Raw genomic sequence first — 24,837 nt, 5'->3', positions numbered from 1 at the left:
ATGTCCGTGAGCTCCGCCGAACAGACACCCGCTGCCGACGCCGCCGCGATGCTCCGTGAGGCGACGTTCGTTCGTCTCCGCGTGCACACCAGCGGCGCTGCCGTCGCTGCCGCGGGCGTCATCGGGCGGGCGCTCAGGACACTCGACGTCCCCTTCCGTATCCGGGCGACCGACGCCCCCAACGCTGTCGCGCACGACGACGTCGCGGCAGTCATCGGGCGTTCGGACGCCGATTCCGACTTTGAACTCGACCCCAGTGATGCAGTCGCCGTGGTCCGAGAACTCGGTGTCGACCCCGACCCGGTGGTCGCACTGGCTGGCTACTTCGCCGCCGGTGTCCCACTGGAGGACGACACCAGTCTCCGAGACGCGGCGAGCGGCGTGGGTGTCGAACCCCGTCCCGGGGTGGCCGTTCCGACGGCCGACCTCGCGGACGGACTCGCACACTCCACGCTCGTCCACGCACCGTTTTCGGCCGACAGAGAGCGCGCACAGGCGACACTCGCCGAACTGTCGCTCCCGGCCGAACTCGACGCGGACGCTCACAGACGTGTCGCGTCACTCGTCGCACTCGACGCGACGGGTGACGGCGCGACACCGCGGGCGGTGAGCGCAGTCGAACGCGCTCTGCACCCGCGAGCGACCCCGAACGGGCCGTTTGCGACCGTCGGCGGACTTGCCGACGTGCTCGACGCGACTGTTCGGGAGACGCCGGGAGTCGCCGTCGCACTGGCGCTGGGTCACGACGCTCGTGACGCGGCGCTGGATGCGTGGCGCGACCACGCGCAGGCGACACACGCGGCACTCCGTGCGGCGACGACGGGTCGCTACGAGCGCCTCTACGCGCTCTCGTGTGACCTCTCGTCTCCGGGGCGACTCGCGACAGTCGCACGTCTCGCCCGCGACTTCCGGTCACCGGAACCGACCGTTCTCGCGGTCGGAACCGGTGCTGCGGCACTCGTCTCGACCGGTCCCGCCGGACTCGACGAGCAACTCGCCGCGGCAGCGACCGAACTGGGCGACGCGTCCGCAACTGGGTCACCACAGGAAGCGACGATGCAGTTCGACCCCTCGGTCGAACCGAAGTCGGTCGTCACGGCCGTCAGGGAGGTACGCCAATGAGTATGACTCGGCGTGCGACCCTGCGGACGACTCACGACGACCCCGATATCGTCGCCGCGGCACTCACCCCGGACAACACGGAGTCGATGCAGACGACAGTCGAAGGGGACGAACTCGTCACGACAATCGAACGCGATTCGACCGGTGGACTCCAGTCTACGGTCGATGATTACGTCGTCAACGTGACGGTCGCAGAGACCGTCATCGCAGCTACACGAACGCACACAACCACTAACCATGAGTGAACGATCAGTCTCCAAGCAGAAGCGCGGAAAGCGATGGTACAAGGTCATCGCACCCGAGAACTTCGACCGTAAGGAACTCGGCGAAACCTTCGCCGACGAACCCGAGAAGGTCTACGGTCGCACCGTCGAAGCGACGCTCGGCGAACTCAACGACGACCAGGGCGCGAACAACGTCAAACTCACCTTCAAGGTGAACGACGTTGGCAGCGACGCCGCCTACACCGAGTTCATCCAGCAGGAACTCACCCGAGACTACCTCCGTAGTCTCGTCCGCCGCGGCGCGTCGAAAGTCGACGCCAACGTCACCGCCGTGACGAAGGACGACTTCCGCGTCCAGGTCCAGCCCGTCGCCTTCACGACGAAGAAGGCAGACCGCAGTCAGGAACACGCGATTCGCCGCATCATGATCGACCTCACCCGCGAGGCCATCACCGAGCGAACCTACGACGACCTGACCAACAGCATCACCGAAGGCCGTCTCTCGTCGGCCATCTACGGCGAGGCGAAGCAGATTTACCCGCTCCGCCGCGTCGAAGTCAAGAAGTTCTCCCTCGAAGCACGCCCCGAGGAAATCGAGGCCGAGGAAGAAGCAGCAGTCAGTGTCGACGAAGAAGACGTCGCAGTCGACGTCGACGAAGACACCGAGTAAGTCTTCGACCCGCGGTCTGACTTCCAATTTCGACTTTTTCGACGCTCCGTGGTGAGCGACGACGCTCCCGACAAAAACCAGTGAATGACTACCCTTCGACGACGACAGTCCCGACCATCCCCGCCTGTTCGTGCGGGATACAGAGATACTCGTACTCGCCGGGGACGTCGAACGTGTACGAGTACGTCTCGCCGCTGTCGATGAGTCCGCCGAGCGAGTTCGAGTACGCCTTCCGTGCGGTCTGTTCGTCCTCGTATCCGCCACTCGCGAAGAACGCAGCGTCGTCGGGGATGAGACTCTCGTAGGCAGTGACGGTGTGGCCGCGGGAACTCGTGTTCTTCCACACGACGGTGTCACCGACTTCGACGGTGACGGTCGGTGGGGTGAAGGCGACGGCAGTCATCCCCACGTCGAACTCGCCGTCTGAGGCCAGCGACGTCGCACACCCCGCGAGGCCGGCGGTGACGGCGGTGCCCGTCGCCGCGAGGAATCGACGCCGACTCTGGTGACGCATAGCCGGCACTCGGGACGCGACGGATAAATGTCGCATGGTTTGCCCGGCGAAACGGGCGACACGGGCGGAACGTAAGAGGCAAAGGGGTGGTCCGCAATCGGAACGGTATGGGACCCCGATTCGTCGGCCGGTTGGGCCTCGCGGACGCGGTTACCGCCGGAAACGCGGCCCTCGGGTTCGTCGCTGCGGTGCTGACCGCAATCGACGTCCGCCTCGCGGCAAAGGCGATTCTCCTCGCCGCGATAGCCGACGGACTCGACGGGGTCGTCGCCAGACGCTACGGCGGAACCGAAGCAGGACCGTATCTCGACTCGCTCGCCGACGTGGCATCGTTCGGCGTCGCGCCGGCGCTCCTCGTCGTCGCTGTCGTCCGCGAGATGTGGGGCTTCGACCGCTTCAGAGTCGTCCTCGGCGTCGCTATCGCCGCGCTGTTCGTCGCGTCGGCAGTCGTCCGACTGGCCCTCTACACCGCCTACGATAGTGGGAGCGACCAGACAGTCGGTGTTCCGACGACGCTCGCGGCGACGATTCTCTCGGCGGGCGTGCTGGTGGGGTTCGTCGACCCGATGTTGCTCGTCGGTCTCTCGGCAGTCATGGCGGCGCTCATGCTCTCGGACGTGACGTACCCGGACCTCCACGCGCAGGACGCACTCGTGATGGGTGTCGTTCAGGCCCTCGCAATCGTCCTCTCGGGGACCATCGGCGAGGGATTCGCGTTCGGACTGCTGTTCCTGGCGCTCGGCTATCTTTTCTTGGGGCCGCGATTCTACTGGGGCTGACAGCGTTCGTCGGTGGCGAGGACGACAGTCACATCCCCATGTCCGCGGCGTCGTCCGGAACCGGGAGGTCCGTCGGAGAGACGCCGAGGAGTTCTGCTGCGTGGTCGAGGGCCATGTCGAATCCGTAGTAGCGTTCTAACTCGTCGCCATCGACTGTCGGGCGAACCTTGAGCATCGCGTAGCCGTCGATGTTCTGGGCCACGGCGGCGGTCCGGCCGTCCCTGTCGAATTCGAGGACGCGTTCGGTGTCGGTGACGTAGTATCGTGCGGTAATGCCGTTGGCGCTGGCCTCCGTCTCGCTCATAGCCGCCGCTTAGAACTGGGGTGTGTCTAATGTACCGGTTCTATCGAGGACCAGTCGGGCGAGTCGGGCCAGTGGAACGAAAGTGACGTGTTCTTCTCTCTCGACGTGGAGGTATGTGGTTTCAGAGCGGCCGTCGGCGTGACCTCTGCGCCATCCTCTACGACGACGGTGAACTCCGGGGACAGAAGCTCAAGACGCGATTAGAGCGATACTACGACATCCGTCTCGACCCGCAGTCGTTCTACGGGACGCTCGAAGCGCTCGTCGATTCGGGTCACGTCGAACGACGCACAGAAGGAATACACGACGTGTACGAACTCACCGACGTGGGGACGGAGCACGTGGAGTCGTACTACGCGTGGGTGACCGAACGCGTCGAAGGCCGAACGAAAAAGACGGTCAAAGCGGACGAATAACTCGCCGACTGACGACTGTTACTTCTGTAACCAGTCGCCGATGGTGTTGCGGAGAATCTCGCTCGTCCCCTCGTAAATCTCGTTGAGTTTGGCGTCGCGGTAGTAGCGCTCTGCGGCGAAGTCTTTGGTGTACCCGTAGCCACCGTGAATCTGGATACCCTCGTTGGCGACTTCGCGGCTAATCTCACTGGCGTAGAGCTTCGCCTGTGCGGCCTCCTTGATGAACGTCTCGTCGTTCATCTTCAGGTCGGCAGCCTTGTGCATGAGGAGTTTCGCGGCCTGTATCTTGGTGTCCATGTCCGCGAGTTTGTGCTTGATGGCCTGGAAGTCGCCGATGGGTTGGTCGAACTGTTCTCGCTCGCCGGCGTACTTCACGGCGTCGTCGAGGGCGGCGCGTGCGATACCGACAGAGCGTGCCGCGATAGTGATACGGCCGCCGTTGAGCGTCTTGAGTGCCTGCACGAACCCGTCGCCTTCGTCACCGAGCAGTCGGTCCGCCGGGATACGCATGTCGTCGAACCGGAGTTCGGCGGTCGGACACCCCTTGTCGCCGAGTTTGTGCTCCGTCCCTTCGACGATGAACCCGTCGTCTTCCTCGGGGCGGACGACGAACGAGGAGATACCTTTGTTCCCCGCGTCGGGGTCCGTCTTCGCGAACAGGATGACGGTGTCGGCGACAGAGCCGTTCGATATCCAGAGTTTACCGCCGTTGACGACGTACTCGTCACCGTCTTTCGTCGCCGTCGTCTCCATCGCGGGCACGTCGCTGCCCGCGCCCGGTTCCGAGAGCGCGAACGCACCGATGTCGGTTCCCTCGTTGACCGGCGTGAGGTAGGTCTGTTTCTGTTCTTCGTTCCCGAACTCGTAGAGCATGTTACCCGCGAGACTCGTGTGTGCCGCGACGATGGTGCCGAGGCCACCGGACCCTCGCGAAATCTCTTCGAGGCCGATAGCGTAGGAGTGATAGTCGAGGCCCGCCCCGCCGTACTCCTCAGGGAAGGGCATCCCCATCAGACCGAGTTCTCCCATCTCGCGGACGAGGTCCGCGGGGAACTCGTCGGTCTCGTCTATCTCCGCCGCACGAGGCTTGACCTCCTCGTCGACGAACTCTGAGACCATATCTCGGATTTGCTTCTGCTCGGCAGTGAGCGTGAAGTCCATGGCTAATTCTTTCATCGACTATGCTTATGATTTTCTGCTACGGCGTGGCAGCGAGCGCCCCACGAGACTTTTTATCCCCCCAACCGTATACCGGAACACTCCGAATGTCTCGACACGCCGATGCCCGGCCACCGGCAACCGACGACGACCTCGACTGGTGTCACGACGCAGTTCAGGGTGTCTCGCGTACCTTTGCCCTCACCGTGGATGTCCTCGACGAACCGATGTCTTCCTACATCTGTATTGGCTATCTCCTCTGCCGAGTTGCCGACACCGTTGAGGACTCGTCGTCGATTTCGCCCGACGAACAGGCCCATCTCCTACGACTCTACGACGCTGCACTGGACCCGGACGACGACACCGATATCGACGAGTTCGTCGCCGCAGTGGAACCGCACCTGCCTCCGGAAGGAGAACGCTCGGACGACTGGATGGTCGTCGCGAACGCCGGACGCGTCTTCCGGACGTTCGACGCACTCCCGGAAGACGTCCGAGAGGCGGTCACACCGCCCGTCCGAGAACTCGTCACCGGAATGGCGATGTTCGTCGAACGACACTCCGGCACCGGTGGCCTCCGTATCCAGTCCCGCGAGGAACTCGAAGAGTACTGCTACTACGCCGCAGGCACCGTCGGCAACCTCATCACGAACCTCGTGACGCGAGGGAACGTCGACAGAGAGCGCAAGTCGCGCCTCTACGACACTGCCGAAGAGTTCGGCCTGCTGCTGCAACTCGTCAACATCGCGAAGGACGTCCACGACGACTACACCGCAGAGAACAACGTCTACCTCCCCGCAGAGTGGTTAGCAGAGGAGGGTATCGGCCAAGAAGAAGTGGTCGAACCCGAGCACCTGGGGAAGACGGCGTCTGTCGTCCACCGAACTGCCACTCACGCCAAATCGTTCGTCGACGACGCACAGACGTATCTGGAGACGGTTCCGATTCGTGACGGCAACACGCTCGCCGCGTGGGCGATTCCGTTCCTCCTCGCCGTGGGGACGCTCCGAGAACTGCTCGCGAACCCCGAACACGCCGTGACCGGAGAGGGCGTCAAAGTCTCCCGCAAGGAAGTCTTCGCCGTCGTCTCGGCGATGAACGGTGGCAGTTCCGACTCGCTCGCTGAGATGCGGAAGGCAATCGCGCGGCAACCGTTCCACCAGGCGCCGACGAACGCCGACTGAACTGACTCGCCGGCGTCGACTGCCTCGAAAGTCTCGCTCGCCTCTGCGCCCGACCAGTTCGAACCACCCACGTGCCGATTGTCGTGTCGGGCCATTGTCGTGTCGTCGACAGGCGACGACCATCGGTCGCTCGGTTCCTCGTCACCGATTGTCGGACGTGTTTTGGGAGGATTTTTAGTAACCCAACTATAACGGGCCTCTATGAGTACGGAAGAAGCACACGACGACCACGGCCATCACCTGCCGGCGGTCCAGGACTGGCCGCGCGGCTTTGGCGAGGCGAGTTGGTGGCCGTTCGTCACCGCCCTCGGGGGAGCAGGCATCTACGGCGGCGCTGGACTCTACGTCATGGGACAGGACGGCATCGTCGGTTCGATGCTCGGCCCGGCCGTGTTCGTCGCCAGTATCTTCGTCTTCCTGGCCGGTATCTACGGCTGGTTGTACCACGCCTTCGTGAGCCACTTCTGGTCGCGCGACGCGAACCAGAAGAGCGCCTCGAAACTCCGCTGGGGCATGATTGCCTTCCTCGGGTCCGAACTCGCGACGTTCGGTGCGCTGTTCACGTATTACTTCTTCATCCGCGCAGGAACGTGGCCACCACAGGAACTCCCACATCTGGTCAATTCACTGGTGTTGACGAACACCGCCCTCCTGATAGCGTCGAGTTTCACGCTCCACTGGGCACACGTCGCCATCCGTAACGAGAACCGCCGGAACTTCATCCTCGGACTCGCGGCGACGCTGCTCCTCGGTGTCGTCTTCATCGGTGGACAGGTCTACGAGTACTACGAGTTCATCGTCCACTCCGACTTCAGCATCACGACGGGCATCTTCGGGTCGGCCTTCTACGGCCTCACGGGCCTCCACGGCCTCCACGTCTCGCTCGGTGCGGTCCTCATAGGTATCGTCTTCGTCCGTGCCCTTCGCGGGCAGTACTCCGCCGAACGTCACGTCTCGGTGAGTACGGCCTCGATGTACTGGCACTTCGTCGACGTCGTCTGGGTGTTCCTCGTCGTCGTCCTCTACGTCGGCGCGGAAGTCGGCGCGTAATCGCAGCGACGTCCGCTATCGATTCCTTTTATATCACTAGCCGAAGAGCGACAGATGCCGGCACGTCCTGTCGGAGGATATCGACGGGCGCGTCCACTGCCATGGGTTGCACTCCGTTTGCTCCTCGGGCACGTCCTGGACGTGTCGGACGTTCCATACGCGCCGTGTTCTACAGACGAGAAGTATCAGGTGTGCGTGCCGAACTCGTCTATCCGAACAACTCGTTGAAGCGGTAGATGTCTTCGTCGATACCGGCGACGATGAGGTCGTCGTCCCGTCTGACGCGGAGGTCCGGCCCCGCTTCGGTGATGAGTTCGTCGCCTCGCTCGACGGCGATGATAGTACAGTTCGTCTTCGCGCGAACGTCCGCGCTGGCGAGCGTCTGGCCGACGAGTCCCGGTGCCTGCGTTCGAACGATTTCTATCTGTGACTGCGGGGCGATGACCTCTTCGTCCAACACTGTCGAGGCGAGCATCCGCCCTGCGACAGTCGAGAGTGCGAGGACGTAGTCGGCGCCGGCGCGGTAGAGTTTCGAGATGTTCTCGGTTTCGTTCGCCCGTGCGATGACCTCCGTCTCTTCGGAGACGCGTTCGGAGACGAGCGTGGCGAAGACTGCCGTCGTGTCGTCGTCGAGTGCGAGGAGGACGCCACGCGCTTCGGTCACCTTTGCCTCTGCGAGTGTCTGTGGGTCGGTGATGTCTCCGACCACGTCCACGCCGGGTTTGTCTACTTTGTCGACGACGAGGTTCGGGACGCCCGCACTCGCGAGTGTCTCTGCGGCCGTCGACCCGACTTCGCCGTACCCCGCGACGATGACGGTTCCTCGGCGGAACCGACGAGCAGACGAGAGTGTGAGGGTGCGGAGTTCTTCGAGGCGTTTCTCACGGCCAACGACGAGGAGAATCGTGTGTTCGTCGATGACGTCGTCGGGGGCGGGCGGTGAGACGAACTCCCCCGAGAACCACGCACCGATGACGTTGACGCCAGTGATGTCGCCGATACCGCTCTCGGCGATGGACTTGTCTTCGACCGGGCTTCCGCGCTGGACCAGCAGTTCTGCGACTTCGAAATCTTCGCCAATCTCGATAGCGTCGCCGAGCGACGACGAGATAGACGTGGTCGCTTTCCCGGCCAGACTCTCGCCGAGCAACCGGCGTGGCGAGACGACCTGGTCGGCACCGGCGTAGCGGTGATATTCGGCGACTCTCGGGTCTTCGATGAGACTGACGATGCGCGACGTCGGTGCGGCCTCTTTCGCAGCCAGGATGATACTCGCGTTCGTCTCGTCGTCGTCGTCGGCGACGATTGCGAGCGCCTCGGGGGCGTTGGCGGCCTCCAGCGACTCGGCCGATTCGGGGTCACCGTGGACGACTGTGTACCCCTGGCCGTACAGTTCCTCTGCGAGGTCACGGTCCGATTCGAGGACGACGTACTCCATATCCATCGCGTCGAGTTCGTCGACGAGTGCGTCACCACGAGGAGTGAACGTACAGATGATGACGTGGTCTGTCAGGTCGGAACTCGTCGGCGGCGCAGTCCGGAGTGCGTCTTCGACCAGCGGAACGAGGAACAACGGGAGCGTGAGGAAGACAGTCGTCACACCGGTGAGTTGCATCACAATCGAGAGCGCGAGGAGCGGTGGATAGTCGACCCAAAACCGCGTCTGTTCGCCGTATCCGGTCGTCGTGAACGTCTCGACGACGACGTGAAGCGACTGGATGAACGAGACGTCAACACCGGCGAAAAAGCCGACTGCCCAGCGATAGACCAACGCGTACGAGAGCATCAACAGTGCCGCGCCCGCGAGGTAACGACCGAGACGCGATTTTGCCTTCGACAGACCGGGGCCGTCACCCGAAATAGACATATCTCTCGCTATGGCCCCCGGTGTCTAAAAGGGCCCTGCCGACGGAGGGACGATATGGGCCGACGACGCGACGCCGCGCTCACACTTCTCGTCGGTGTTCCCGTCGCCGCTGGTGTCGCCGTGTTCCGACCACCTGTCACGCTGGCCGCCGTCCTCGTCGGCGTCTTCGGCGTCCTCACACTCGAAGCGGCGTTGCTGTCACAGCAGGCCCGAGTACGAACACTGTGGGACGACAGGCGGGCACAGGCCGTCGCCGTCGCGGTGACGCTGGTCTGTGTTGCCGTTGCAGTGGTGACAGTCGGCCCGACTGTCCTCGTGGCCGTCCTCACTGGCATCGTGACCTATCTCCTCGTCCTCCTCACTGTCGAACTCCGAAACTGGGCGACTGGGTGACGAGAGAACGCCGCGCTCGTTTACAATCGTCATTTGAGGAATATTTATCCACGGTCCGGCCGCCACTGTGTATATGAATACCACGACCCGGGCGGCCATCGCCGTCGTGTGTACTGCGGCGCTCGTGGCGACGGCGGTTCTCGGTGGGTCGTATCTCGGCCTCGCAGCACCCCTGTCGGGCGACGTCTACGACTCGGCGTCGCCACGAGGGGCGACGAACGTAGAGAGTCCGTACGGGTCTGCGAGCGTCTGGTACGACGACGCTGGCGTCCCGCACGTCGAGGCGGAAAACGAGCAGGCGCTGTATTACGCCGTCGGATACGTGCAGGCCCGTGACCGCCTGTTCCAGATGGACCTCCAGCGTCGCCTCGTCGGTGGCGAACTCTCGGCGATGGTCGGCAACGCGACACTCGAATCCGACCGGTTCTATCGGAGTCTCGACTTCCAGTCCGCCGCCGAGGCGTCGTGGCAGTCGGTCCGTGGAACCGACGTCGGCGCGCCCATCGAAGCGTTCTCTGCGGGCGTGAACCACTACGCCGACACTGGCCCACTCCCGCCCGAGTACGCCCTCGTCGACGCCGACTTCGAGACGTGGACGCCGACGGACACCCTCCTCGTCGGGAAACTCATCTCGTGGCAACTCTCGGGGTCGTTCGCGGACTTGCGCCGTGCGACTGCCGTCTCCCGTCTCGGCCCGAACGCCTCGGCCCTCTACCCGTCGGAACTCGACCACGACGTCCCGATTATCCGCGACTCGGCGGCGTCGGATGCGGCGGCGTTCTCGCCCGAAGCAGTCGCCGACGGTGCGACGGATTCGGCCGCGTCCGTCGACGGCGACTTCGCCGCACTCGCGGAGTGGACGGACCGGTACGACAAAGACCCGACCTACGGGTCGAACAACTGGGTCGTCTCCGGTGAACACACGGCCTCCGGAAAGCCACTGCTTGCGAACGACCCGCACCTCGCGTTGACGGTGCCACCAATCTGGTACGAGATGCATCTCTCGACGGACGAGATGGACGTTCGTGGCGTCGGATTCCCCGGCATCCCCATGGTCGTCATCGGGAGGACTGCCGACGCCGCGTGGGGCGTGACCAACGTCGGCGGCGACTTCACCGACCTCTACACCTACGAGATGCGCGACGGCGGATACGTCTACGACGGTGACGTCCGGTCGTTCGAAACCGAGACGGAAACCATCGAAGTCGCCGGCGGCGACGACGTCGAAATCACCGTCAAGAAATCTGTCCACGGCCCCGTCATCGAACGCGGTGGGCGGACTGTCGGCGTCGCGTGGCCTGGATTCTCCGCGACGAACGAATCGCTCGGCGTCTACCGTCTCAACCACGCAGAGTCGGTTTCGGAAATCCGCGACGCACTCCGAATCTGGGACGTGCCCGCTCAGAACTTCGTCGCCGCCGACAGTGCAGGTAACACGCTCTACTACCCCGCCGGACAGTACCCGATTCGGGTGACCGATGGCGACGTCGTCCGCGGCGATACCATCTTCAATGGCTCTGCCGGTGAGGGCGAGTGGCGCGGGTACGAACCGTACGGACAGTCGTCGTGGGACGGGTTCGTCCCGTTCGAGTCGATTCCGCACGTCGAGAACCCGGACCTCCTCGCCACGGCGAACCAGCGGACCATCGACGACCCGGGGTTCTACATGGGTACCTCGATGACCTACGCCGACCCCTACCGCGGCCAGCGTATCTACGACCTGTTAGACGACGCGGCGGCGGATGGCGGCGTGACCGCCGAGACGATGAAGCAGGTCCAACGCGACGTCCGTTCGGAAGCGGCGACGGGATTCAGACCGTACGCGACGAGTCCCGACGCCGTGTCGCAGATGTCGCCCGCGGCGCAGGAACTCGCCGCCACGCTGAACGGGTGGGACGGAGGGATGCGCGCCGACTCGCGTGCCGCACTCGTCTCCCGCATCTGGATAGACGAGTTCCGCAAGGCGACGTTCGAAGACGAGTTCGAAGCACAGGGCTTAGACGAATCGTACTACCCTCGGTTGTACGTCCTCCAGCGACTCGACGCCGACGCACGGTGGTTCGACGACCGCTCGACGCCCGACGTGACGGAGACGCGTGACGACATCGCGGCCCGCGCCATGAACCGAACCGTCGCGCGACTCGACGAGCAGGGCTACGAGACGTACGGCGACTTCAACCGACTCGACCAGAACCACCCGTTCGACCGGGCGTTCCTGAACTATCCGGAGCGACCGATGGACGGGTCGCCGTACACCGTGTTCAACTTCCGGTCGTCGGGGTCCACACAGGCCGGTAGCAGTTGGCGGATGGTCGTCGACTTCTCGGCTGACGGTGACTCCGCCGGTGTCATCCCCGGCGGCCAGCGCGGCGTCTTCTGGTCCGACCGGTATCACAGTCAACTCGACGAGTGGGCCGACGGTGAGTACAAACCACTCACGCTCGACAGGCCGGGTGGCGAACCGGATATCGTCTTCGGAGGTGCACGATGAGCGTCCTCTCGGAGGTTCGGACCGGGCCGCGCGCCGAACTCGCGTTGGTCGCTGCGACCATCCTCGGTCTGGCAGCGGCGTCCGTCCACTGGGCCGGACTCGTCCTCGGTGGCATCCTCGTCGGCATCCTCGCGACCAGTGTCAGTCGCGCCGTCGTCCAGGGAGTCACGTTCGGCGGCATCGCACTCTCGGTCCACGTCGTTCGTCTCTGGATGCAGGGAGCGCTCGACCCGTTCTTCCAGACCGGCATCTTGGCCGTGGCGACGGTGGCCATCGGGTTCGTCCTCCCGACAGTCGCCGCTATCGGTGCCCGGGCCCTCGTCGGCGATGTCTGACCGACCGACGTCGACGGCGACGGACCGAACTCGGCGGCGACTGCTCGCGTCGGGTGCCGTCGCCATCACGGGCGTCGTGAGCGTCGGGTGGGTACTCGCAACCACGTCGGCACTGTCGGTCCCACTCGTGGCGACGTGGACCGCCACGACGACGCTCGTCGCACTCGGTCTCTGGACGTACACGTCCGTCTACGCCGCGGAGAACGTTGCGGACGGCGAATCCGAGCACGCGTACGAGACAGTCGGCCTCCCGACTGGCGTGACGTTGCTTCGCGGCACCGTCGCCGCGGGTATCTCGGGTATCGCCGTGGTCGCCATGGTCGGAACACCCACTGTGTGGTTGGCGTGGGTCGCCGCGGTGGCCTACGGCCTCGTCGGCGCACTCGATTCGGTCGATGGCTTCCTCGCTCGACGGTTCGACCGCACGACGCGACTCGGTGGCCGTCTCGACACCGCCGTCGACGCGTTCGCCCTTCTCGTGGCACCGCTCGCCGGTGTCGCACTCGGCGAACTCCCGTGGTGGTATCTCTCAGTCGGTGTCGCCCGCTACGCCTTCGTCGCCGGTCTGTGGTGGCGCACTCAAACCGGGCGGCCGACGTTCGACCTGCCACCCCGCCCCTCGCGTCGCGTCCTCGCCGGACTGCAGATGGCCGTCGTCCCCCTCGCGCTCGCACCGGCGATTGCCGACGCGTGGATGCCACTCGTCGTGGGTGTCGCTGCAGGTGGGTTGCTCGTCGGGTTCTGTCGAGACTGGTTGTACGTCTCGGGGCGTCTGGAATCGGGTGGGAGAAGGCGGGCGAACGCGCCGACGAGAGATTAGTCGAGTCGCGCGAGCACGTCGAGGTTGTGGGCGACGTAGGTGAGTCGCCCGGTTTCGACCTGACTGTACCGGGTGGTGAGCCATTCTTCGAGCGTCTCGTCGTCTACCGTCCCGGCCTCGCCGACAGATTTCTCCACGAACCCGAGGATGTGGTCGAGGAAGACGCGTTCGTCGTCGTCGTATTCGGGGTGGACGACCCAGTCTGACCCGCCCGCGTCGACGACGTGTGCGCCGAACTCGGGGAGGACCGAGAGGAGGTCAGACCCGGTCTCCGGACCCGCGCTGTCGCCGTCGCGCATCGTCTCGTGGTACGCCGTGAGGACCGCCTCGTCGGCCTCGTGTGCGGGGCGGAACGCCGTCCGACCGTCGAAGGTAATCGGTGCGTAGAGGTAGCCGCCGTCGACGAGTCGCGACAGCACGGTTTCGATGCCCCGGCGGAGCGGGAGCAAGTCGAATACGGCGTGTGCGACGACGAGGTCGATTGCCTTCGGCAGCGCCGACATGGCGTCGAAGAGGTCGCTCGTCATGTAAGTGAGCGATACCTCGCGGCCGTGTCGTTCGATTCGGAACCCGTCTTTCGTCGGCGTCGCCGTCCACCCGGCGGCGCGTGCCCACGTCGCGAACTCGGCGGCCGCCTTGTCGGCCATCCCGCGCCGCTGGTCGACCATGACGTACTTGATTTCGTCGTGGCCGTCGAAGACACCCCACGAGAGGAGGCGGCGGCACATCGCACCCGTCCCCGCACCGATGGAGACGACGCGCAACGGCGCTCCCGGGGTCGACTCAGCACGGCGCTCCAGATGGTCGCCGAGGCCGGCGAGCGTGGGGCGGTGGAGCGCCCGGTCGTCTACCGTCTCCTTCGACCGGAGATATCTGACGAACGGGTCGTCGTGTCTGGTCACGAACGCCACGTCTCGTCGGGATAGTATAATCGTTCTCCCGAGACACGTCGCGAGGGTCGGTTGGCGTCGAATCGAACCCCGTTCTCGCGCGTGAAGGCTGTCTGTCTCTCCTGTGACCCGCTCGAATCGGGAATTCGCCCGGAAAGTATTTGATTCACTTACTGTGATTTAACGCCAAATGGATAGCGAGATTATCGACGCGGTGACTGGGTGGGACTCCGCTCCGGCAGGTCGGGGTTACGGTGGCCTCCGGTCACTCGCAGACGACGGCTTCTCCGGTGCCGTCGTAGCCGGCATGACGTGGGGCTTCATGCTCAACGGCCGTCTCGTCGGCGTTTTCGACGGGACGATAGCCGACTTCGACGACGAATCGTTCGAAGCCTACCGCGCACCAGACCCGTCGCTGCCACTCCTCTATACGATGAAGGAGACGGGCGGCGAGGTTCGCGCGCAGTACTACACTGAAGATACACCGCTGTCGGACGCGAACGGAACGCTCTCTGCGGGGGGCTTTACGGGCTACGTAGAGCTCTCGGAGAACGTCCTCTCCGGCGACTACTACATCGTCTACCATGGGGGGAAGTCGATGAACGTCGCCTACGTCGGCAACAGTAAACGTCTCGTCACGGGCGACGAGGCGTACGAACTCGCCGACGACGAGATTGGTATCTACAAAGTGTACGACGTCGACGTCGACGTCGTCGACATTCCCGACGGCGGTGCCGGCGACTCCGCGGCAGACGACGGCGCAGTGGGTGGTGTCGCAGCGGAGACTGACGACGACGACGCGGCACCGTCCGACGACGACGAACCGGTCGTCGAACAGGCCGAGACGACGGCCGCGGCCGAATCGCCCGAAACACCGGCGACAGAGACGGCAGACGACGACGCAGTCGAGTCGTCCACGTCGGCACAGACACCGAGTTCGGCCACGTCGACAGAGGGACCTGCGACCGAGTCCCCGACAGAGATTCGCGAGGCCGAACCCGCTGGCGGCGACAGCGAACCGTCGGAGCCTGTCGCTCAGGAGGCGTCTCCATCGACTGGTGACTCTACGAACGGGGCGTCCACCACGAACGACGGCGAAGACGACGGTGAGGACCCATTCTCCGCCGAGGCGGAGTGGCGCAACGCACGGTCCATTCCGTCGCTCGACCCACGAGACTCTGAAGGCGAGTCGCCGAAAGACCGGCCCGGTGGGAACCGCCGGCCGTCCAGTTCGAAGCGGTCGAAAAAAAGTGGAAGCCGGTCTGCGAAGCCGTCACAAAAGAGCACCTCGTCCAACGGGTCTTCGAACTCGCCGGCCGAGAAATCGGCCGAGCAGTCGCCGACGTCGGCGGTGTCTGCCGGAAAGGTTCAGACGCTCAGAGAGGAACTCGCGTCGCTGAAATCCGAACGTGACCGTCTCACGTCCGAGCGCGACTCCCTGCAGAGTGAACGCGACGGCTACCGAGAACGCGCCCAACAGCTCGAAGGCCGGGTCGAAGAACTCGAAACGGAACTCGAAGAACTCAGAGCCGAACTGGACGAAAGCGGCGTCACCATCACCGACCGGTCGATGCCGGCAGACGAAGCGCTCCGCGGGACGAACTTGTTCGTCCGGTACAAGAAAAAGAGCGGTGCGACGCTCGAAAAAGCCCACGCAGGGCAGGCCAAACAGGAGGACGTCGTCGAAAATCTCCGTCTCGAACACCACACGACGTTCGACACTGAGGGTCTCGGCGTCGACGGGAAACCGTACGAGGAGTTCCTCCACGACTCGCCCGAGTTCGGGTTCGCCAAGTGGGCCATCACCGACCTCCTCTACGAGATTGGCGAGACGGGCAACCGGTCGAGTCTCGCCGGTGTCTTCGACTCCATCCCGGAGGCGGACCGCATCGAACTCTACGGGACCGTCTCCGTCCCAATCGGTGAAGACGAGACGGAACCCCGGCGGTTCGACATCATCTTCCGCGACCAGATGGGCAACCCGCTCTTCGTCGGGAACCTCAACGACTCCCGCGACCCGGCCACCTACGCGAACGTTCAGCAACTCATCAACGACTCGAAGGCCGTCGCGGAGGCGAACGAGACACTCGGGTCCGCGTTCGTCGTCACCAAGAGTTTCTTCGAACCGGAAGCGCTCGAAGCGGCCACCGAAGAGACTGGCGGCGGGATTCTGAGTCGCTCGAAGCGCAAGAGCTTCGTGAAAATCTCGCGGAAACAGGGCTACCACCTCTGTCTGGTCGAAGCACGCAATGGCGAGTTCCACCTGAACGTCCCCGACCTGTAGTCGGCGGGCGACAGATTTTACTCGGAGTCTTCCGGTCGTCGGAGTCAAAACGAGACTGCGGCCACTCTCGGCCGAGGAGTTCACAGATTCGTCTCGTCCGAAAACTGTGTGGCCGCGTGTATTCCGCCCGGACGCGACCACACCAACAGGTCATCGGAGCGCGGGCGTTTCCCGAGACGTGCCAGATGTATCAGAGGTGACTCGCCGTGGGAAACTGTCTAAGACGACCGCGCGTAACGAACTTAGCTCTCGATTTCAGCTGCTTCTTCGATTTTCATCGATTCGAGTTTGGCGACAATCTCGTCGAGCTTGTCGTCGAGTTCGTCGACGAACTCGTCGGTTCGCTCGGTCTTGATTGCGCCTTGGCTGGAGGGCTCGATAAGGTTCTCTTCTTCGAGAACGCGAAGAGAGTACCGGACCTTGTGGTGCGGGTAGCCAGTTTCGTTCGACATCTTGACAATGCCGATTGGCTCGTTATCGATGACCATCTTCAGAACCTGGAGATGGCGCTCCAACATATCGACTTCTTTCTCAAGTCGGTCTATCATGCCATTTGTTAACTATTCTTCGGAGGCTTTAAACCTTGCCCTCTCCGGCGGCGAATAATAAGATAACCTGGCCTTAACGCGGTGACTAATTAACGGTTGTGTTATTCGTCGTCATGGAGATGCGAGTTTGTGACAGGATTAGAGACGAACTAGCCAAAAGTATGCACGTTCGTGGATTGCTTCGAAGACAGTACCGTAATCTGTTTAGTGCGGCGCGGGGAACGGCCGACGTATGACTGTTACCATCGTCGGTTCGCAACTCGGCGACGAGGGCAAAGGTGCCCTCGTCGACCTGTGGGGCGGCGACGCTGACGTCGTCGTCCGATATCAGGGCGGCGACAACGCCGGCCACACCGTCGTCGAAGACGGTGAAGAGTACAAGCTATCGCTCGTCCCGAGCGGGGCCGTCCGCGACAAAGTGGGTGTGCTCGGAAACGGGTGTGTCATCAACCCCCGGACGCTCTTCTCCGAAATCGACGACCTTCGAGAGCGTGGCCTCGAACCCGACGTGCGTCTCGCCAAGCGTGCGCACGTCATCATGCCGTATCACCGCCGCCTCGACAACATCGAAGAGGAAGCGAAGGCCGACTCCGACCTGACCGTCGGCACGACCGGACGTGGTATCGGCCCGACCTACGAAGACAAGGCTGGCCGCCGCGGTATCCGCGTCGGTGACCTCCTGGACCCCGAGGTACTCCGCCAGCGACTGGAGTACGTCGTCCCGCAGAAGAAAGCGCTCATCGAGGACGTGTACGGCCTCGAAGCCGGCGAAGAGTGTGACATCGAAGCGCTCGTCGAGGAGTTCTCCGAGTTCGGCCGCCGCCTCCGCGAAGACGACATGGCCGTCAACTGTGGCGACTTCCTCGCAGAACGCCGCGAAGCGGGCGAGAACCTGATGTTCGAAGGTGCACAGGGGACCCTCATCGACATCGACCACGGCAGTTACCCCTACGTGACCTCCTCGAACCCGACTGCGGGCGGTGCGTCGACCGGAACCGGCGTCGGTCCGACCGTCGTCGGTCAGGGCGAAGTCGTCGGTATCGTCAAGGCGTATCTCTCGCGCGTCGGCGAAGGCCCGATGCCGACCGAACTGAAGAACGACGAGCGACAGGAAGAACTCGCAGACTACATCCGCGAGAAGGGTGGCGAGTTCGGGACTGTCACCGGCCGCCCGCGCCGTATCGGATGGCTCGACATGCCGATGCTCCGCCACGCCGCCCGCGTCAGCGGATTCACCGGCATCGCCGTCAACCACCTCGACGTGCTCTCCGGACTCGACGAAATCAAGGTCGGACACGCCTACGAACTCGACGGCGAAGAGCGCCTCACCATGCCTGCGACGACCGAACGCTGGGACGAGTGCGAACCCGTCCTCAAGGAGTTCGAACCGTGGCCGGAAGTCGACTGGGCCGACGTCGCCCAGGAGGGGTACGACGCCATCCCGGACGCCGCACAGGAGTACCTCGATTACATCTCCGAAGAACTCGACGTGGATATCTACGCCATCGGTGTCGGACCGGACCGGAGTCAGACCGTCCACCTCGCGAACCCGTTCGACGAGTAACCACCTGACCCACCCGTTCGACGGGTGCCGTCCTTGCAGGGACTCCCCGAGACGAGTGGCGTGACGGCAGACGGTTCGGCGTCGAACCCGTACGCTTTTACTTGCCGCAATCCACCGTCACGACAATGAAAGAATCCCTGATGGACATCCTCTGTGACCCCCTCGACAAGAGCGAACTCGAACTCGAAGTCGACGAGCGAGACGGTGACGAAATCATCGAAGGCCGTCTCATCGGCACCGTCACCGGTGAGGTGTACCCCATCGAGGACGGTATCCCGAACCTGCTCCCGCCGGATATGCGAGACGACTGACCGGACCTGAACGTTTTTCTATTCTCGTCTCAACGGTGCTACCGTGTCGAACGGTTCGCTCACCGTCACGCTGAACGCCGAACGTCCCCACGACCTGTCGGTCTCTCGGTCGTTTTCGACCACCGACACCTTCGCCGTGGAACTCGACAATCAGGGTCAGGCGGTGCACGTCCACCTCAATCTCGACGACGAACTCTCGCGCGTGGTGTCGCTTCGCGGTGGCAATCACTTCGTCGACGGTGGCCAGACGAAGACGGTGATGCTCCCCGTCAAAGAGACGTCTGAACCGGTCACTGGCAAACTGAAAATCGTCTCGGGGTACGGGTCCGAGACTGCCTACGTGGACGTGACAGTCAAACCGGGGACCGGAGGGAAACCACCGGTCGATATCGACGAGAACTTCTCGAAACCCCCACAGCGAGAACCTGAACCGGGCCTGCTGGGGGCACTCGACGACGCGCTTCCACAGTTCAAACCATCGACGGTTCCGCTCTTGGTGCTCGCCGCCATCGCACTCGTTCTCGCCGTCGCCGTCGCCTCTGTCTTCCAGAGCTTCGCCATCACCCTCGGTGCTGGCGTCGTCGTCGGCGGCGTCTTCGTCGCGCTCGCACTGGCGATTCGGTGACGAAAGACGGACGCTGTTATTCGTCGTCGGTCCGAACCCCACAGAGGTTTCCGTCGTCGTCGAACAACTTCGCACGCAGGAACCGCGTCCGATATCTGTTCGCTCCCTCGTAGACGTCTGCCTCGCGGATGTCGTCGATTCTGTCGTCGGCGACTGCCTCGACGATGTCCTCTATCTGCTCTTTCTCGGAGGGAGTGAGTTCGAACTCGTAGGTCTGTGTCTCTTCGCCTTCGAGTCGAGTCCACTTCCGAGACGCTGCGATGACGAGCGAACAGGGTTCGCGGCACGGGAACGCACCGTCGCCGCCGTCGACGGCGAGGTCAGTCTCCTCGTCGTACTGCCACTCACGGCGCTTGACACACTGCGAGTCGTCACAGCACGCCTCGGCGACCCAGTCGACGTGTTCGTGGCCGTCGCCCCGGTTCCACGTGTCGATGACGCTGTACATCCCGGTTTGGCGGCCGATGGTGTCCTCCCAGTGTTCGACGTCGAGTTCACCCTCTCGCTCGCGGTACCAGTTCGGCACCGACGCCGGGTAGAACGTTTCGACCGTCTCCACGAGGTCACGGGCGTCGAGGTCAGGGAAGACCCACCCGCCGGCGAGGTTGGCACCGGTCTTCAGCGGCCGGTAGCGGCCCTTTTCGTCGTAGGTGGCCAGTTGCCGGGCCGCGAGTGGTTCGTGATGCGAGTCCAACTCGTCCGTGTCGGCGTCCGCGTCGTCGACGTGGCGCAGGTCGTAAGACCGTTCGCCGTGGTCGTCGAGAGTGACCGTGACGAGCAACTGCCCCCACTCACACTGAATCCCGTCTCGAAGTACATCGTACCGTTCTGGGACCGAGTGTTCGTCCGCGCCTTCGACCCACCGGAGATACGCCCGACGCTGCGGACTCGACTCGCCGACGACGTTCGTCCAGAAGTACCAGTTCGTCGCGTAGTCGTCGTGGTCCGCCAGTGCGTCCGAGAGCGCCGACTTCGAGAGGTCATCGCGAGTCGTGTCGGACGTCTCCAGTCGGTAGCCGTCGTCGGTGTGTGTGACGGTGAGGCCGTCGAGAGAGACGGTCCCTTCGTCTTCGGCGGCGGCGACGAGAGCATCGATGTGGTGGCTCATCTCAGTTCGCCTCCTGAGGCGTCTTACGGGTTCGTTCACGCACGATTTCGAGCGCGTCGCCGATGTCTGCGCCCGCGTCGGCGGCACGTTCCAGCACCACGTCGGCCATGAGTCCCTCGGTGCCGACGGCCCCGGCGTACCAGATGCGGCGGCCATCGACCACTGCAGGCACGTCGTATCCCGTTCGGTAGTCGTCCGTGAGGCCCATGTCCTCGGGGATGTCCTCCTGCGTGTGGAACCCGTCCGCGACGAACAGCGGGACGACGACGATATCGTCCGACTCGAAGTAGTCGGTCACGTCGTCGACTTCCGGGTCTTCGTCCATGTAGAGGGCCTGCACCTCGTCGAAGCGGTCCATCTCTCGGATACGGTCGGCGTGATATTCGATTGCCTTCGCGGAGTTCTCGTTGCGCTCGGTTCCGTGTCCGACGACGGCGAGGCCGAACCCGTCGCCGACGTTCGGGTCGCCGGTGACGGACTCGGCACGCCGGACGATGACGTCAGTCATCGCTTCGTGAGTCCCGACCGGTCCGCAGTAGTGGACCGTCTTCTCGGGGACGTCGGTGGCGGTGAGGGTGACGTGCGACGCCGAGAGGCCGTCGGAGTTCCAGTCACCCACGTCCCACCCGTCGAGGTGGAGTTCTCGCGGGATGACCTGCTCCGTGAAGTAGCCCTCGCTGATGAAGAGCGGGACGACGTACACCTCGTCGGCGTCGACGGTTCTGAGCACCTCGCGAATCGACGGTTCTTCTTTCCAGAAGCCCGTTCGTACCTCGTCGAACGCCCCCACCTCGCGGATGGTGTCCGCGTGGTCGTAGGTGGGCGTGCTCGAATCCGGGTTCAGGTGCGACCCGTGCGCCACGATGACCAGCGCTTGCATAGCCGGGGGTTACGACGGGACTGTCTTATGAACTTCGCATCTCGAAAAGGAATCTTGGCGTTCGGCGAACTCGCGTTCGCCCCCCGTTCAGGGCCGCCTCCCGGCGGCGGTTTTTTGCGCCCGGCCATCGACCTACCGACTATGTCTCTCGCCGCCGACGCACGCGATGCCGTTCGTGAACGACCGTTTCTCCTCGCGTCACTCCGTGCGGGCGTCGTCAACTACGCCGCCGCCGCGGCGTCTCTCGACCTCGGCGACGACGACGCGGTTGCAGCAGCACTCCGCCGGTTCGCCGACGACTTACCAGAACTCGAAGCCGAGACGCGTGACGTGACCGTCACGATGCGGAGCGGGGTCGGTCTCGTCGGCGAAGATATCGACGAATCGGCCGGCGAACCGGTCCTCTCCGTCGCCGGTGTCGAACTCGGGGGAGGCGGCCCGCTCACCGCGATAATCGCGGAAGGCGAGGTCAGCCCTGCGTTCCTCGGGGCCATCGTCTCCCGTCTCGACGCCGAATCTATCGTCGTCGACGCCGCCGGTGTCGCCGGGGATACGTTGGCCGTCGTCGTCCCACGGCGACAGGGAGCGGCGGCCTTGCGAGTCGTCGAAGCGACCAGCGAGACGTTCTACACCTGACCCCGTCGCTCCGCTCGCGAATCGCTGGTCGTCGAGAAACCCACCGACGGCGCCAATCCGCGACGCGATGGGTTCCGACGGGTTGAAAATGCTGCCACGAGTACCCGACAGCAATGACGCTGTCCGTGACCAATACGCTGACGGGAGAACGCGAGGACTTCGAGCCACGAGGCGACGACGACGTGTTGCTCTACGTCTGTGGACTCACGGTCTCGGACGACGCCCACCTCGGACACGCCCGCCTGTGGATGCACTCGGACATCATGCACCGCTGGCTAGCGTACGAGGGCTACGACGTCCACCACGTCGAAAACTTCACCGACGTCAACGAGAAAATCGCCGCCCGTATCGGCGAAGACGACTTCGGCGACGACGAACCGACCGTCGCAGAACACTTCATGAGCGACGTCATCGGAGACATGCGTGGCCTCAACCTGAAACGGGCAGAGGTCTACCCCCGGGTCACCGAACACATCCCCGAGATTATCGACCTCATCGAGACGCTCGTCGAACGCGGGCACGCCTACGAATCCAACGGATCGGTCTACTTCGACGTGACCACGTTCGACGACTACGGCAAACTCTCGAACCAGAATCTCGACGAACTGCAGTCGCAGGCAGACGCCGGTGAGCGCTCCGAAAAGCGCAACGCGGCTGATTTCGCACTCTGGAAGGCCGGTGCGGTGTCCCCCGAGGAGGCGGCCGAACACCGCAAGCCACACCTCGACCCAATCACGGAACCGTGTGGCGAGACGTGGGAGTCGCCGTGGGGTGAGGGACGCCCCGGATGGCACATCGAGTGCTCGGCGATGTCGATGACCCACTTAGACGACACCATCGACATCCACGTCGGTGGCCGTGACCTGGTGTTCCCCCACCACGAGAACGAAATCGCCCAGTCGGAGGCCGCGACGGGCCACCAGTTCGCTCGCTACTGGCTTCACGTCGGCCTCCTGCAGACTGACGGCGACAAGATGAGTTCCAGTCTCGGCAACTTCTTCACCGTCAGCGACGCCCTCGACGAGTTCGGCGTCGACGTGATTCGGACGTTCTACCTCTCGACGGCCTACGGGTCCGAACAGACTTACTCCGAAGAGACCATCACAGAGGCCGAAGAGCGCTGGGAGCGACTCGAACGCGCCTACGAGGCCGCTGTCGACGCGTGTGACAGTCCCGACGCACGGACGAAGGTGGAAGCCACCGACCTCCGAGAAACCGTCGAGGCCACGCGTGAGAACTTCCGCGTGGCGATGAACGACGATTTCAACGTCCGCGAGGCGATGGCCGAACTCCTCGGCCTTGCCAGCGCGGTGAACCGTCACCTCGCCGATGCCGACGTGTACGACTACCGCGCCCTCCGGGAGGCCATCGAGACGTTCGAAGACCTGGGTGGCGACGTGTTCGGCCTCTCGTTCGGCGAGTCCGGCGCGGGCGGTGACGTCACCATCGCGGAGGACCTCGTCCAACTCGTCTTGGACGTGCGGGAAGCAGAACGCGAGGCCGGCAACTGGGACCGTGCAGACGACCTTCGCGACGAACTGAGCGCACTCGGCGTCGACGTCGAAGACGGTGACGACGGCGCGACGTTCCGGTTCGAGTAATCAGTCGCGTCGCATCCGGACGAACTCGTACGCGCCGCCGTTGGTCTCCTGTTCGAACGTCTCGACTGTCTCGAACCCGACTGCTTCGTAGACCGAGCGAGCGCGCTCGTTGAACGAGGCGACGGCGAGTTCGAATCTGTCGCAGTCGTACGCCGCCGCCGCGAATTCGAGACCCGTAGTCACGAACTCGGCGCCCAGTCCCTCACCGGTCCACTCCGGGCGCATCCCCAGACCGACGGTGATTGCGTCACCGGACGAGTCGAAGGTGAAAAAGCCCACGACGTCGCCACTGTCGTCTTCGACAGCGAACTTATCGTCCCACGTCTTCGAGTCCACGAACTCGGCGTACTCTTCCGGGTCTGCGTCGACGTCGTAGAAGTGGTACGGCGGGTCGTAGCGCCACTCGACTATCTCCTCGACGGCAGATTCCGTGAGTGGAACGAGCGAGAACACGGGCGAACTACGACGAGGCGGCAACTAAACGTGGCGACACGCGTCTCGCGTCACCCGAGCGAGAACCGAACGACGGCGAGCGTCTCGTGGGCGGCGTCTTCGGGTGTAGCACCGTCGTTCGCCGAGTCGGCCGAGATACCGAGGCTTCGGGCCGCGAAGGGGAGTGTCGACGTGTAAGTACTGAGCAACTGTCGGGCTGACTCGTCCTCGGCGACGTCTCCGACAGCGGCGCGTCTCGCCCCCCGATACCACAGTCGACAGGTCGTCGGTGAGCGGAAATTCTTCCACCAGTTGCTGTCGGCTTTCGGCGTGACGACGACCAAATCCATCCCGTCTCTCGCGTACGCGACGGGGAACGTGTACCGGCGGCCACTCTTCGGCCCGACGTACGAGACCAGGACGAACCACCGACTCGCCAGTCGATGAAATGGCGAGGTCAAAAGCCACCGGAGGAAGGGATTCGCGAACCGCTGTTCGAGCGTTCGCTGGGCGTTGGTGACGCGTGGTTCAGCAGTTACTGACGTGGAGGACGACATATCGAAGAGACGCACGGCGACAGTAAATAGTCACTCAGTCGTCATCACCATCGCTCGCCGGCGACGGGAGTTCG

At 63.8% G+C, this 24,837-nt stretch carries 27 protein-coding genes; 17 read left to right on the top strand and 10 right to left on the bottom strand.

Going from position 1 to position 24,837, the window contains the following annotated elements; translation table 11 throughout:
• The 3 genes from ACK3R5_RS05535 to ACK3R5_RS05525 are packed head-to-tail and all read left to right on the top strand — an operon-like array spanning position 1 to position 2,016.
• Positions 1–1,122, top strand: a complete 1,122-nt coding sequence (locus tag ACK3R5_RS05535; protein ID WP_411968316.1) for an exonuclease — start codon at positions 1–3, stop codon at positions 1,120–1,122.
• 2 nt (positions 1,123–1,124) lie between these two features.
• Positions 1,125–1,367, top strand: coding sequence for a KEOPS complex subunit Pcc1 (locus ACK3R5_RS05530; RefSeq protein ID WP_411968640.1), 243 nt, complete (start codon positions 1,125–1,127; stop codon positions 1,365–1,367).
• Complete coding sequence (locus ACK3R5_RS05525; RefSeq protein ID WP_411963063.1) at positions 1,360–2,016, top strand: 30S ribosomal protein S3ae; 657 nt, start codon at positions 1,360–1,362, stop codon at positions 2,014–2,016. The genes ACK3R5_RS05530 and ACK3R5_RS05525 overlap by 8 nt, the downstream gene beginning before the upstream one ends.
• A gap of 88 nt (positions 2,017–2,104) precedes the next feature.
• Here the strand turns inward: ACK3R5_RS05525 and ACK3R5_RS05520 are convergent, their stop codons facing one another.
• Complete coding sequence (locus tag ACK3R5_RS05520; protein ID WP_411968315.1) at positions 2,105–2,530, bottom strand: plastocyanin/azurin family copper-binding protein; 426 nt, start codon at positions 2,528–2,530, stop codon at positions 2,105–2,107.
• Positions 2,531–2,637: 107 nt separating this feature from the next.
• Here ACK3R5_RS05520 and ACK3R5_RS05515 point away from each other — a divergent pair, with 107 nt between their 5' ends.
• Positions 2,638–3,309, top strand: coding sequence for a protein sorting system archaetidylserine synthase (locus ACK3R5_RS05515; protein WP_411968314.1), 672 nt, complete (start codon positions 2,638–2,640; stop codon positions 3,307–3,309).
• 28 nt (positions 3,310–3,337) lie between these two features.
• On the opposite strand, the gene ACK3R5_RS05510 is transcribed toward ACK3R5_RS05515, so the two are convergent.
• Positions 3,338–3,613, bottom strand: a complete 276-nt coding sequence (locus ACK3R5_RS05510) for a hypothetical protein (RefSeq protein ID WP_411963060.1) — start codon at positions 3,611–3,613, stop codon at positions 3,338–3,340.
• A gap of 113 nt (positions 3,614–3,726) precedes the next feature.
• On the opposite strand from ACK3R5_RS05510, the gene ACK3R5_RS05505 reads away from it, so the two are divergent.
• On the top strand, positions 3,727–4,029 hold the full coding sequence (locus ACK3R5_RS05505; RefSeq protein WP_411968313.1) for a DNA-binding protein: 303 nt from the start codon (positions 3,727–3,729) through the stop codon (positions 4,027–4,029).
• Positions 4,030–4,047: 18 nt separating this feature from the next.
• On the opposite strand, the gene ACK3R5_RS05500 is transcribed toward ACK3R5_RS05505, so the two are convergent.
• A complete protein-coding gene (locus tag ACK3R5_RS05500) occupies positions 4,048–5,190 on the bottom strand; it encodes an acyl-CoA dehydrogenase (RefSeq protein WP_411963058.1) in 1,143 nt (380 codons plus the stop codon).
• A gap of 104 nt (positions 5,191–5,294) precedes the next feature.
• Here ACK3R5_RS05500 and ACK3R5_RS05495 point away from each other — a divergent pair, with 104 nt between their 5' ends.
• Both ACK3R5_RS05495 and ACK3R5_RS05490 read left to right on the top strand, forming a co-directional pair.
• Entirely contained in the window at positions 5,295–6,371 is a 1,077-nt protein-coding gene (locus tag ACK3R5_RS05495) for a phytoene/squalene synthase family protein (protein WP_411963057.1), read from the top strand.
• Positions 6,372–6,572: 201 nt separating this feature from the next.
• Positions 6,573–7,421, top strand: a complete 849-nt coding sequence (locus tag ACK3R5_RS05490) for a heme-copper oxidase subunit III (protein ID WP_411963056.1) — start codon at positions 6,573–6,575, stop codon at positions 7,419–7,421.
• Positions 7,422–7,629: 208 nt separating this feature from the next.
• Here ACK3R5_RS05490 and ACK3R5_RS05485 read toward each other — a convergent pair whose 3' ends face one another.
• Positions 7,630–9,288 (bottom strand): potassium channel family protein, encoded by a 1,659-nt coding sequence (locus ACK3R5_RS05485; protein WP_411963055.1) that lies wholly within the window; start codon positions 9,286–9,288, stop codon positions 7,630–7,632.
• Positions 9,289–9,342: 54 nt separating this feature from the next.
• Here ACK3R5_RS05485 and ACK3R5_RS05480 point away from each other — a divergent pair, with 54 nt between their 5' ends.
• The 4 genes from ACK3R5_RS05480 to ACK3R5_RS05465 all read left to right on the top strand — a co-directional run bounded on the left by ACK3R5_RS05480 (position 9,343) and on the right by ACK3R5_RS05465 (position 13,327).
• The gene (locus ACK3R5_RS05480; protein ID WP_411968312.1) at positions 9,343–9,681 is read left to right on the top strand and encodes a hypothetical protein; all 339 of its coding nucleotides are present in this window, start codon (positions 9,343–9,345) and stop codon (positions 9,679–9,681) included.
• Between the two features lie 73 nt (positions 9,682–9,754).
• On the top strand, positions 9,755–12,172 hold the full coding sequence (locus ACK3R5_RS05475) for a penicillin acylase family protein (RefSeq protein ID WP_411968311.1): 2,418 nt from the start codon (positions 9,755–9,757) through the stop codon (positions 12,170–12,172).
• Complete coding sequence (locus ACK3R5_RS05470) at positions 12,169–12,507, top strand: hypothetical protein (protein WP_411963052.1); 339 nt, start codon at positions 12,169–12,171, stop codon at positions 12,505–12,507. Before ACK3R5_RS05475 ends, ACK3R5_RS05470 begins: the two co-directional genes overlap by 4 nt.
• Positions 12,500–13,327, top strand: a complete 828-nt coding sequence (locus tag ACK3R5_RS05465) for a CDP-alcohol phosphatidyltransferase family protein (RefSeq protein ID WP_411968310.1) — start codon at positions 12,500–12,502, stop codon at positions 13,325–13,327. Before ACK3R5_RS05470 ends, ACK3R5_RS05465 begins: the two co-directional genes overlap by 8 nt.
• On the opposite strand, the gene ACK3R5_RS05460 is transcribed toward ACK3R5_RS05465, so the two are convergent.
• Positions 13,324–14,229: an SAM-dependent methyltransferase gene (locus tag ACK3R5_RS05460; protein ID WP_411963050.1), complete on the bottom strand. Its 906-nt coding sequence runs from the start codon at positions 14,227–14,229 to the stop codon at positions 13,324–13,326. The genes ACK3R5_RS05465 and ACK3R5_RS05460 overlap by 4 nt on opposite strands.
• Positions 14,230–14,407: 178 nt before the next feature.
• Here ACK3R5_RS05460 and ACK3R5_RS05455 point away from each other — a divergent pair, with 178 nt between their 5' ends.
• Positions 14,408–16,501: a hypothetical protein gene (locus ACK3R5_RS05455; protein ID WP_411968309.1), complete on the top strand. Its 2,094-nt coding sequence runs from the start codon at positions 14,408–14,410 to the stop codon at positions 16,499–16,501.
• A 242-nt stretch (positions 16,502–16,743) separates the two neighbouring features.
• Here ACK3R5_RS05455 and ACK3R5_RS05450 read toward each other — a convergent pair whose 3' ends face one another.
• The gene (locus ACK3R5_RS05450) at positions 16,744–17,049 is read right to left on the bottom strand and encodes a hypothetical protein (protein ID WP_411963048.1); all 306 of its coding nucleotides are present in this window, start codon (positions 17,047–17,049) and stop codon (positions 16,744–16,746) included.
• 232 nt (positions 17,050–17,281) lie between these two features.
• Between ACK3R5_RS05450 and ACK3R5_RS05445 the strand changes: the two genes are divergently transcribed.
• The 3 genes from ACK3R5_RS05445 (at position 17,282) to ACK3R5_RS05435 (ending at position 19,549) form a co-directional block, all read left to right on the top strand.
• Positions 17,282–18,613: an adenylosuccinate synthase gene (locus ACK3R5_RS05445; RefSeq protein ID WP_411963047.1), complete on the top strand. Its 1,332-nt coding sequence runs from the start codon at positions 17,282–17,284 to the stop codon at positions 18,611–18,613.
• 125 nt (positions 18,614–18,738) lie between these two features.
• A complete protein-coding gene (locus ACK3R5_RS05440) occupies positions 18,739–18,924 on the top strand; it encodes a methytransferase partner Trm112 (RefSeq protein WP_013035425.1) in 186 nt (61 codons plus the stop codon).
• 43 nt (positions 18,925–18,967) lie between these two features.
• Complete coding sequence (locus tag ACK3R5_RS05435) at positions 18,968–19,549, top strand: hypothetical protein (protein ID WP_411963046.1); 582 nt, start codon at positions 18,968–18,970, stop codon at positions 19,547–19,549.
• Positions 19,550–19,565: 16 nt separating this feature from the next.
• Here ACK3R5_RS05435 and ACK3R5_RS05430 read toward each other — a convergent pair whose 3' ends face one another.
• Both ACK3R5_RS05430 and ACK3R5_RS05425 read right to left on the bottom strand, forming a co-directional pair.
• The gene (locus ACK3R5_RS05430; protein ID WP_411968308.1) at positions 19,566–20,657 is read right to left on the bottom strand and encodes a DR2241 family protein; all 1,092 of its coding nucleotides are present in this window, start codon (positions 20,655–20,657) and stop codon (positions 19,566–19,568) included.
• 1 nt (position 20,658) lies between these two features.
• Positions 20,659–21,537, bottom strand: a complete 879-nt coding sequence (locus tag ACK3R5_RS05425) for a CbiX/SirB N-terminal domain-containing protein (RefSeq protein ID WP_411963044.1) — start codon at positions 21,535–21,537, stop codon at positions 20,659–20,661.
• Positions 21,538–21,678: 141 nt separating this feature from the next.
• Here ACK3R5_RS05425 and ACK3R5_RS05420 point away from each other — a divergent pair, with 141 nt between their 5' ends.
• Together ACK3R5_RS05420 and cysS are read left to right on the top strand one after the other, a co-directional pair.
• Positions 21,679–22,173, top strand: a complete 495-nt coding sequence (locus ACK3R5_RS05420; protein ID WP_411968307.1) for a hypothetical protein — start codon at positions 21,679–21,681, stop codon at positions 22,171–22,173.
• A gap of 113 nt (positions 22,174–22,286) precedes the next feature.
• The gene (gene cysS / locus ACK3R5_RS05415; RefSeq protein WP_411963042.1) at positions 22,287–23,774 is read left to right on the top strand and encodes a cysteine--tRNA ligase; all 1,488 of its coding nucleotides are present in this window, start codon (positions 22,287–22,289) and stop codon (positions 23,772–23,774) included.
• Here the strand turns inward: cysS and ACK3R5_RS05410 are convergent, their stop codons facing one another.
• Positions 23,775–24,227, bottom strand: a complete 453-nt coding sequence (locus ACK3R5_RS05410; protein ID WP_411968306.1) for a GNAT family N-acetyltransferase — start codon at positions 24,225–24,227, stop codon at positions 23,775–23,777.
• Between the two features lie 50 nt (positions 24,228–24,277).
• Positions 24,278–24,763, bottom strand: coding sequence for a hypothetical protein (locus ACK3R5_RS05405; RefSeq protein WP_411968305.1), 486 nt, complete (start codon positions 24,761–24,763; stop codon positions 24,278–24,280).
• Positions 24,764–24,837: the final 74 nt, after the last annotated feature.

Source organism: Haloferax sp. YSSS75 (assembly GCF_046764215.1).
Taxonomy (GTDB): domain Archaea; phylum Halobacteriota; class Halobacteria; order Halobacteriales; family Haloferacaceae; genus Haloferax.
This window is presented reverse-complemented; position numbering and strand designations above follow the sequence as displayed.

Coding starts and splice junctions, on each gene's coding strand:
- ACK3R5_RS05480 (WP_411968312.1), top strand. CDS start 9,343: ATGGGCCGACGACGCGACGCCGCGCTCACACTTCTCGTCGGTGTTCCC.
- ACK3R5_RS05440 (WP_013035425.1), top strand. CDS start 18,739: ATGAAAGAATCCCTGATGGACATCCTCTGTGACCCCCTCGACAAGAGC.
- ACK3R5_RS05500 (WP_411963058.1), bottom strand. CDS start 5,190: ATGGACTTCACGCTCACTGCCGAGCAGAAGCAAATCCGAGATATGGTC.
- ACK3R5_RS05515 (WP_411968314.1), top strand. CDS start 2,638: ATGGGACCCCGATTCGTCGGCCGGTTGGGCCTCGCGGACGCGGTTACC.
- ACK3R5_RS05465 (WP_411968310.1), top strand. CDS start 12,500: ATGTCTGACCGACCGACGTCGACGGCGACGGACCGAACTCGGCGGCGA.
- ACK3R5_RS05475 (WP_411968311.1), top strand. CDS start 9,755: ATGAATACCACGACCCGGGCGGCCATCGCCGTCGTGTGTACTGCGGCG.
- ACK3R5_RS05495 (WP_411963057.1), top strand. CDS start 5,295: ATGTCTCGACACGCCGATGCCCGGCCACCGGCAACCGACGACGACCTC.
- ACK3R5_RS05485 (WP_411963055.1), bottom strand. CDS start 9,288: ATGTCTATTTCGGGTGACGGCCCCGGTCTGTCGAAGGCAAAATCGCGT.
- ACK3R5_RS05525 (WP_411963063.1), top strand. CDS start 1,360: ATGAGTGAACGATCAGTCTCCAAGCAGAAGCGCGGAAAGCGATGGTAC.
- ACK3R5_RS05455 (WP_411968309.1), top strand. CDS start 14,408: ATGGATAGCGAGATTATCGACGCGGTGACTGGGTGGGACTCCGCTCCG.
- ACK3R5_RS05450 (WP_411963048.1), bottom strand. CDS start 17,049: ATGATAGACCGACTTGAGAAAGAAGTCGATATGTTGGAGCGCCATCTC.
- ACK3R5_RS05425 (WP_411963044.1), bottom strand. CDS start 21,537: ATGCAAGCGCTGGTCATCGTGGCGCACGGGTCGCACCTGAACCCGGAT.
- ACK3R5_RS05535 (WP_411968316.1), top strand. CDS start 1: ATGTCCGTGAGCTCCGCCGAACAGACACCCGCTGCCGACGCCGCCGCG.
- ACK3R5_RS05430 (WP_411968308.1), bottom strand. CDS start 20,657: ATGAGCCACCACATCGATGCTCTCGTCGCCGCCGCCGAAGACGAAGGG.
- cysS (WP_411963042.1), top strand. CDS start 22,287: ATGACGCTGTCCGTGACCAATACGCTGACGGGAGAACGCGAGGACTTC.
- ACK3R5_RS05505 (WP_411968313.1), top strand. CDS start 3,727: ATGTGGTTTCAGAGCGGCCGTCGGCGTGACCTCTGCGCCATCCTCTAC.
- ACK3R5_RS05510 (WP_411963060.1), bottom strand. CDS start 3,613: ATGAGCGAGACGGAGGCCAGCGCCAACGGCATTACCGCACGATACTAC.
- ACK3R5_RS05470 (WP_411963052.1), top strand. CDS start 12,169: ATGAGCGTCCTCTCGGAGGTTCGGACCGGGCCGCGCGCCGAACTCGCG.
- ACK3R5_RS05405 (WP_411968305.1), bottom strand. CDS start 24,763: ATGTCGTCCTCCACGTCAGTAACTGCTGAACCACGCGTCACCAACGCC.
- ACK3R5_RS05445 (WP_411963047.1), top strand. CDS start 17,282: ATGACTGTTACCATCGTCGGTTCGCAACTCGGCGACGAGGGCAAAGGT.
- ACK3R5_RS05490 (WP_411963056.1), top strand. CDS start 6,573: ATGAGTACGGAAGAAGCACACGACGACCACGGCCATCACCTGCCGGCG.
- ACK3R5_RS05530 (WP_411968640.1), top strand. CDS start 1,125: ATGACTCGGCGTGCGACCCTGCGGACGACTCACGACGACCCCGATATC.
- ACK3R5_RS05420 (WP_411968307.1), top strand. CDS start 21,679: ATGTCTCTCGCCGCCGACGCACGCGATGCCGTTCGTGAACGACCGTTT.
- ACK3R5_RS05520 (WP_411968315.1), bottom strand. CDS start 2,530: ATGCGTCACCAGAGTCGGCGTCGATTCCTCGCGGCGACGGGCACCGCC.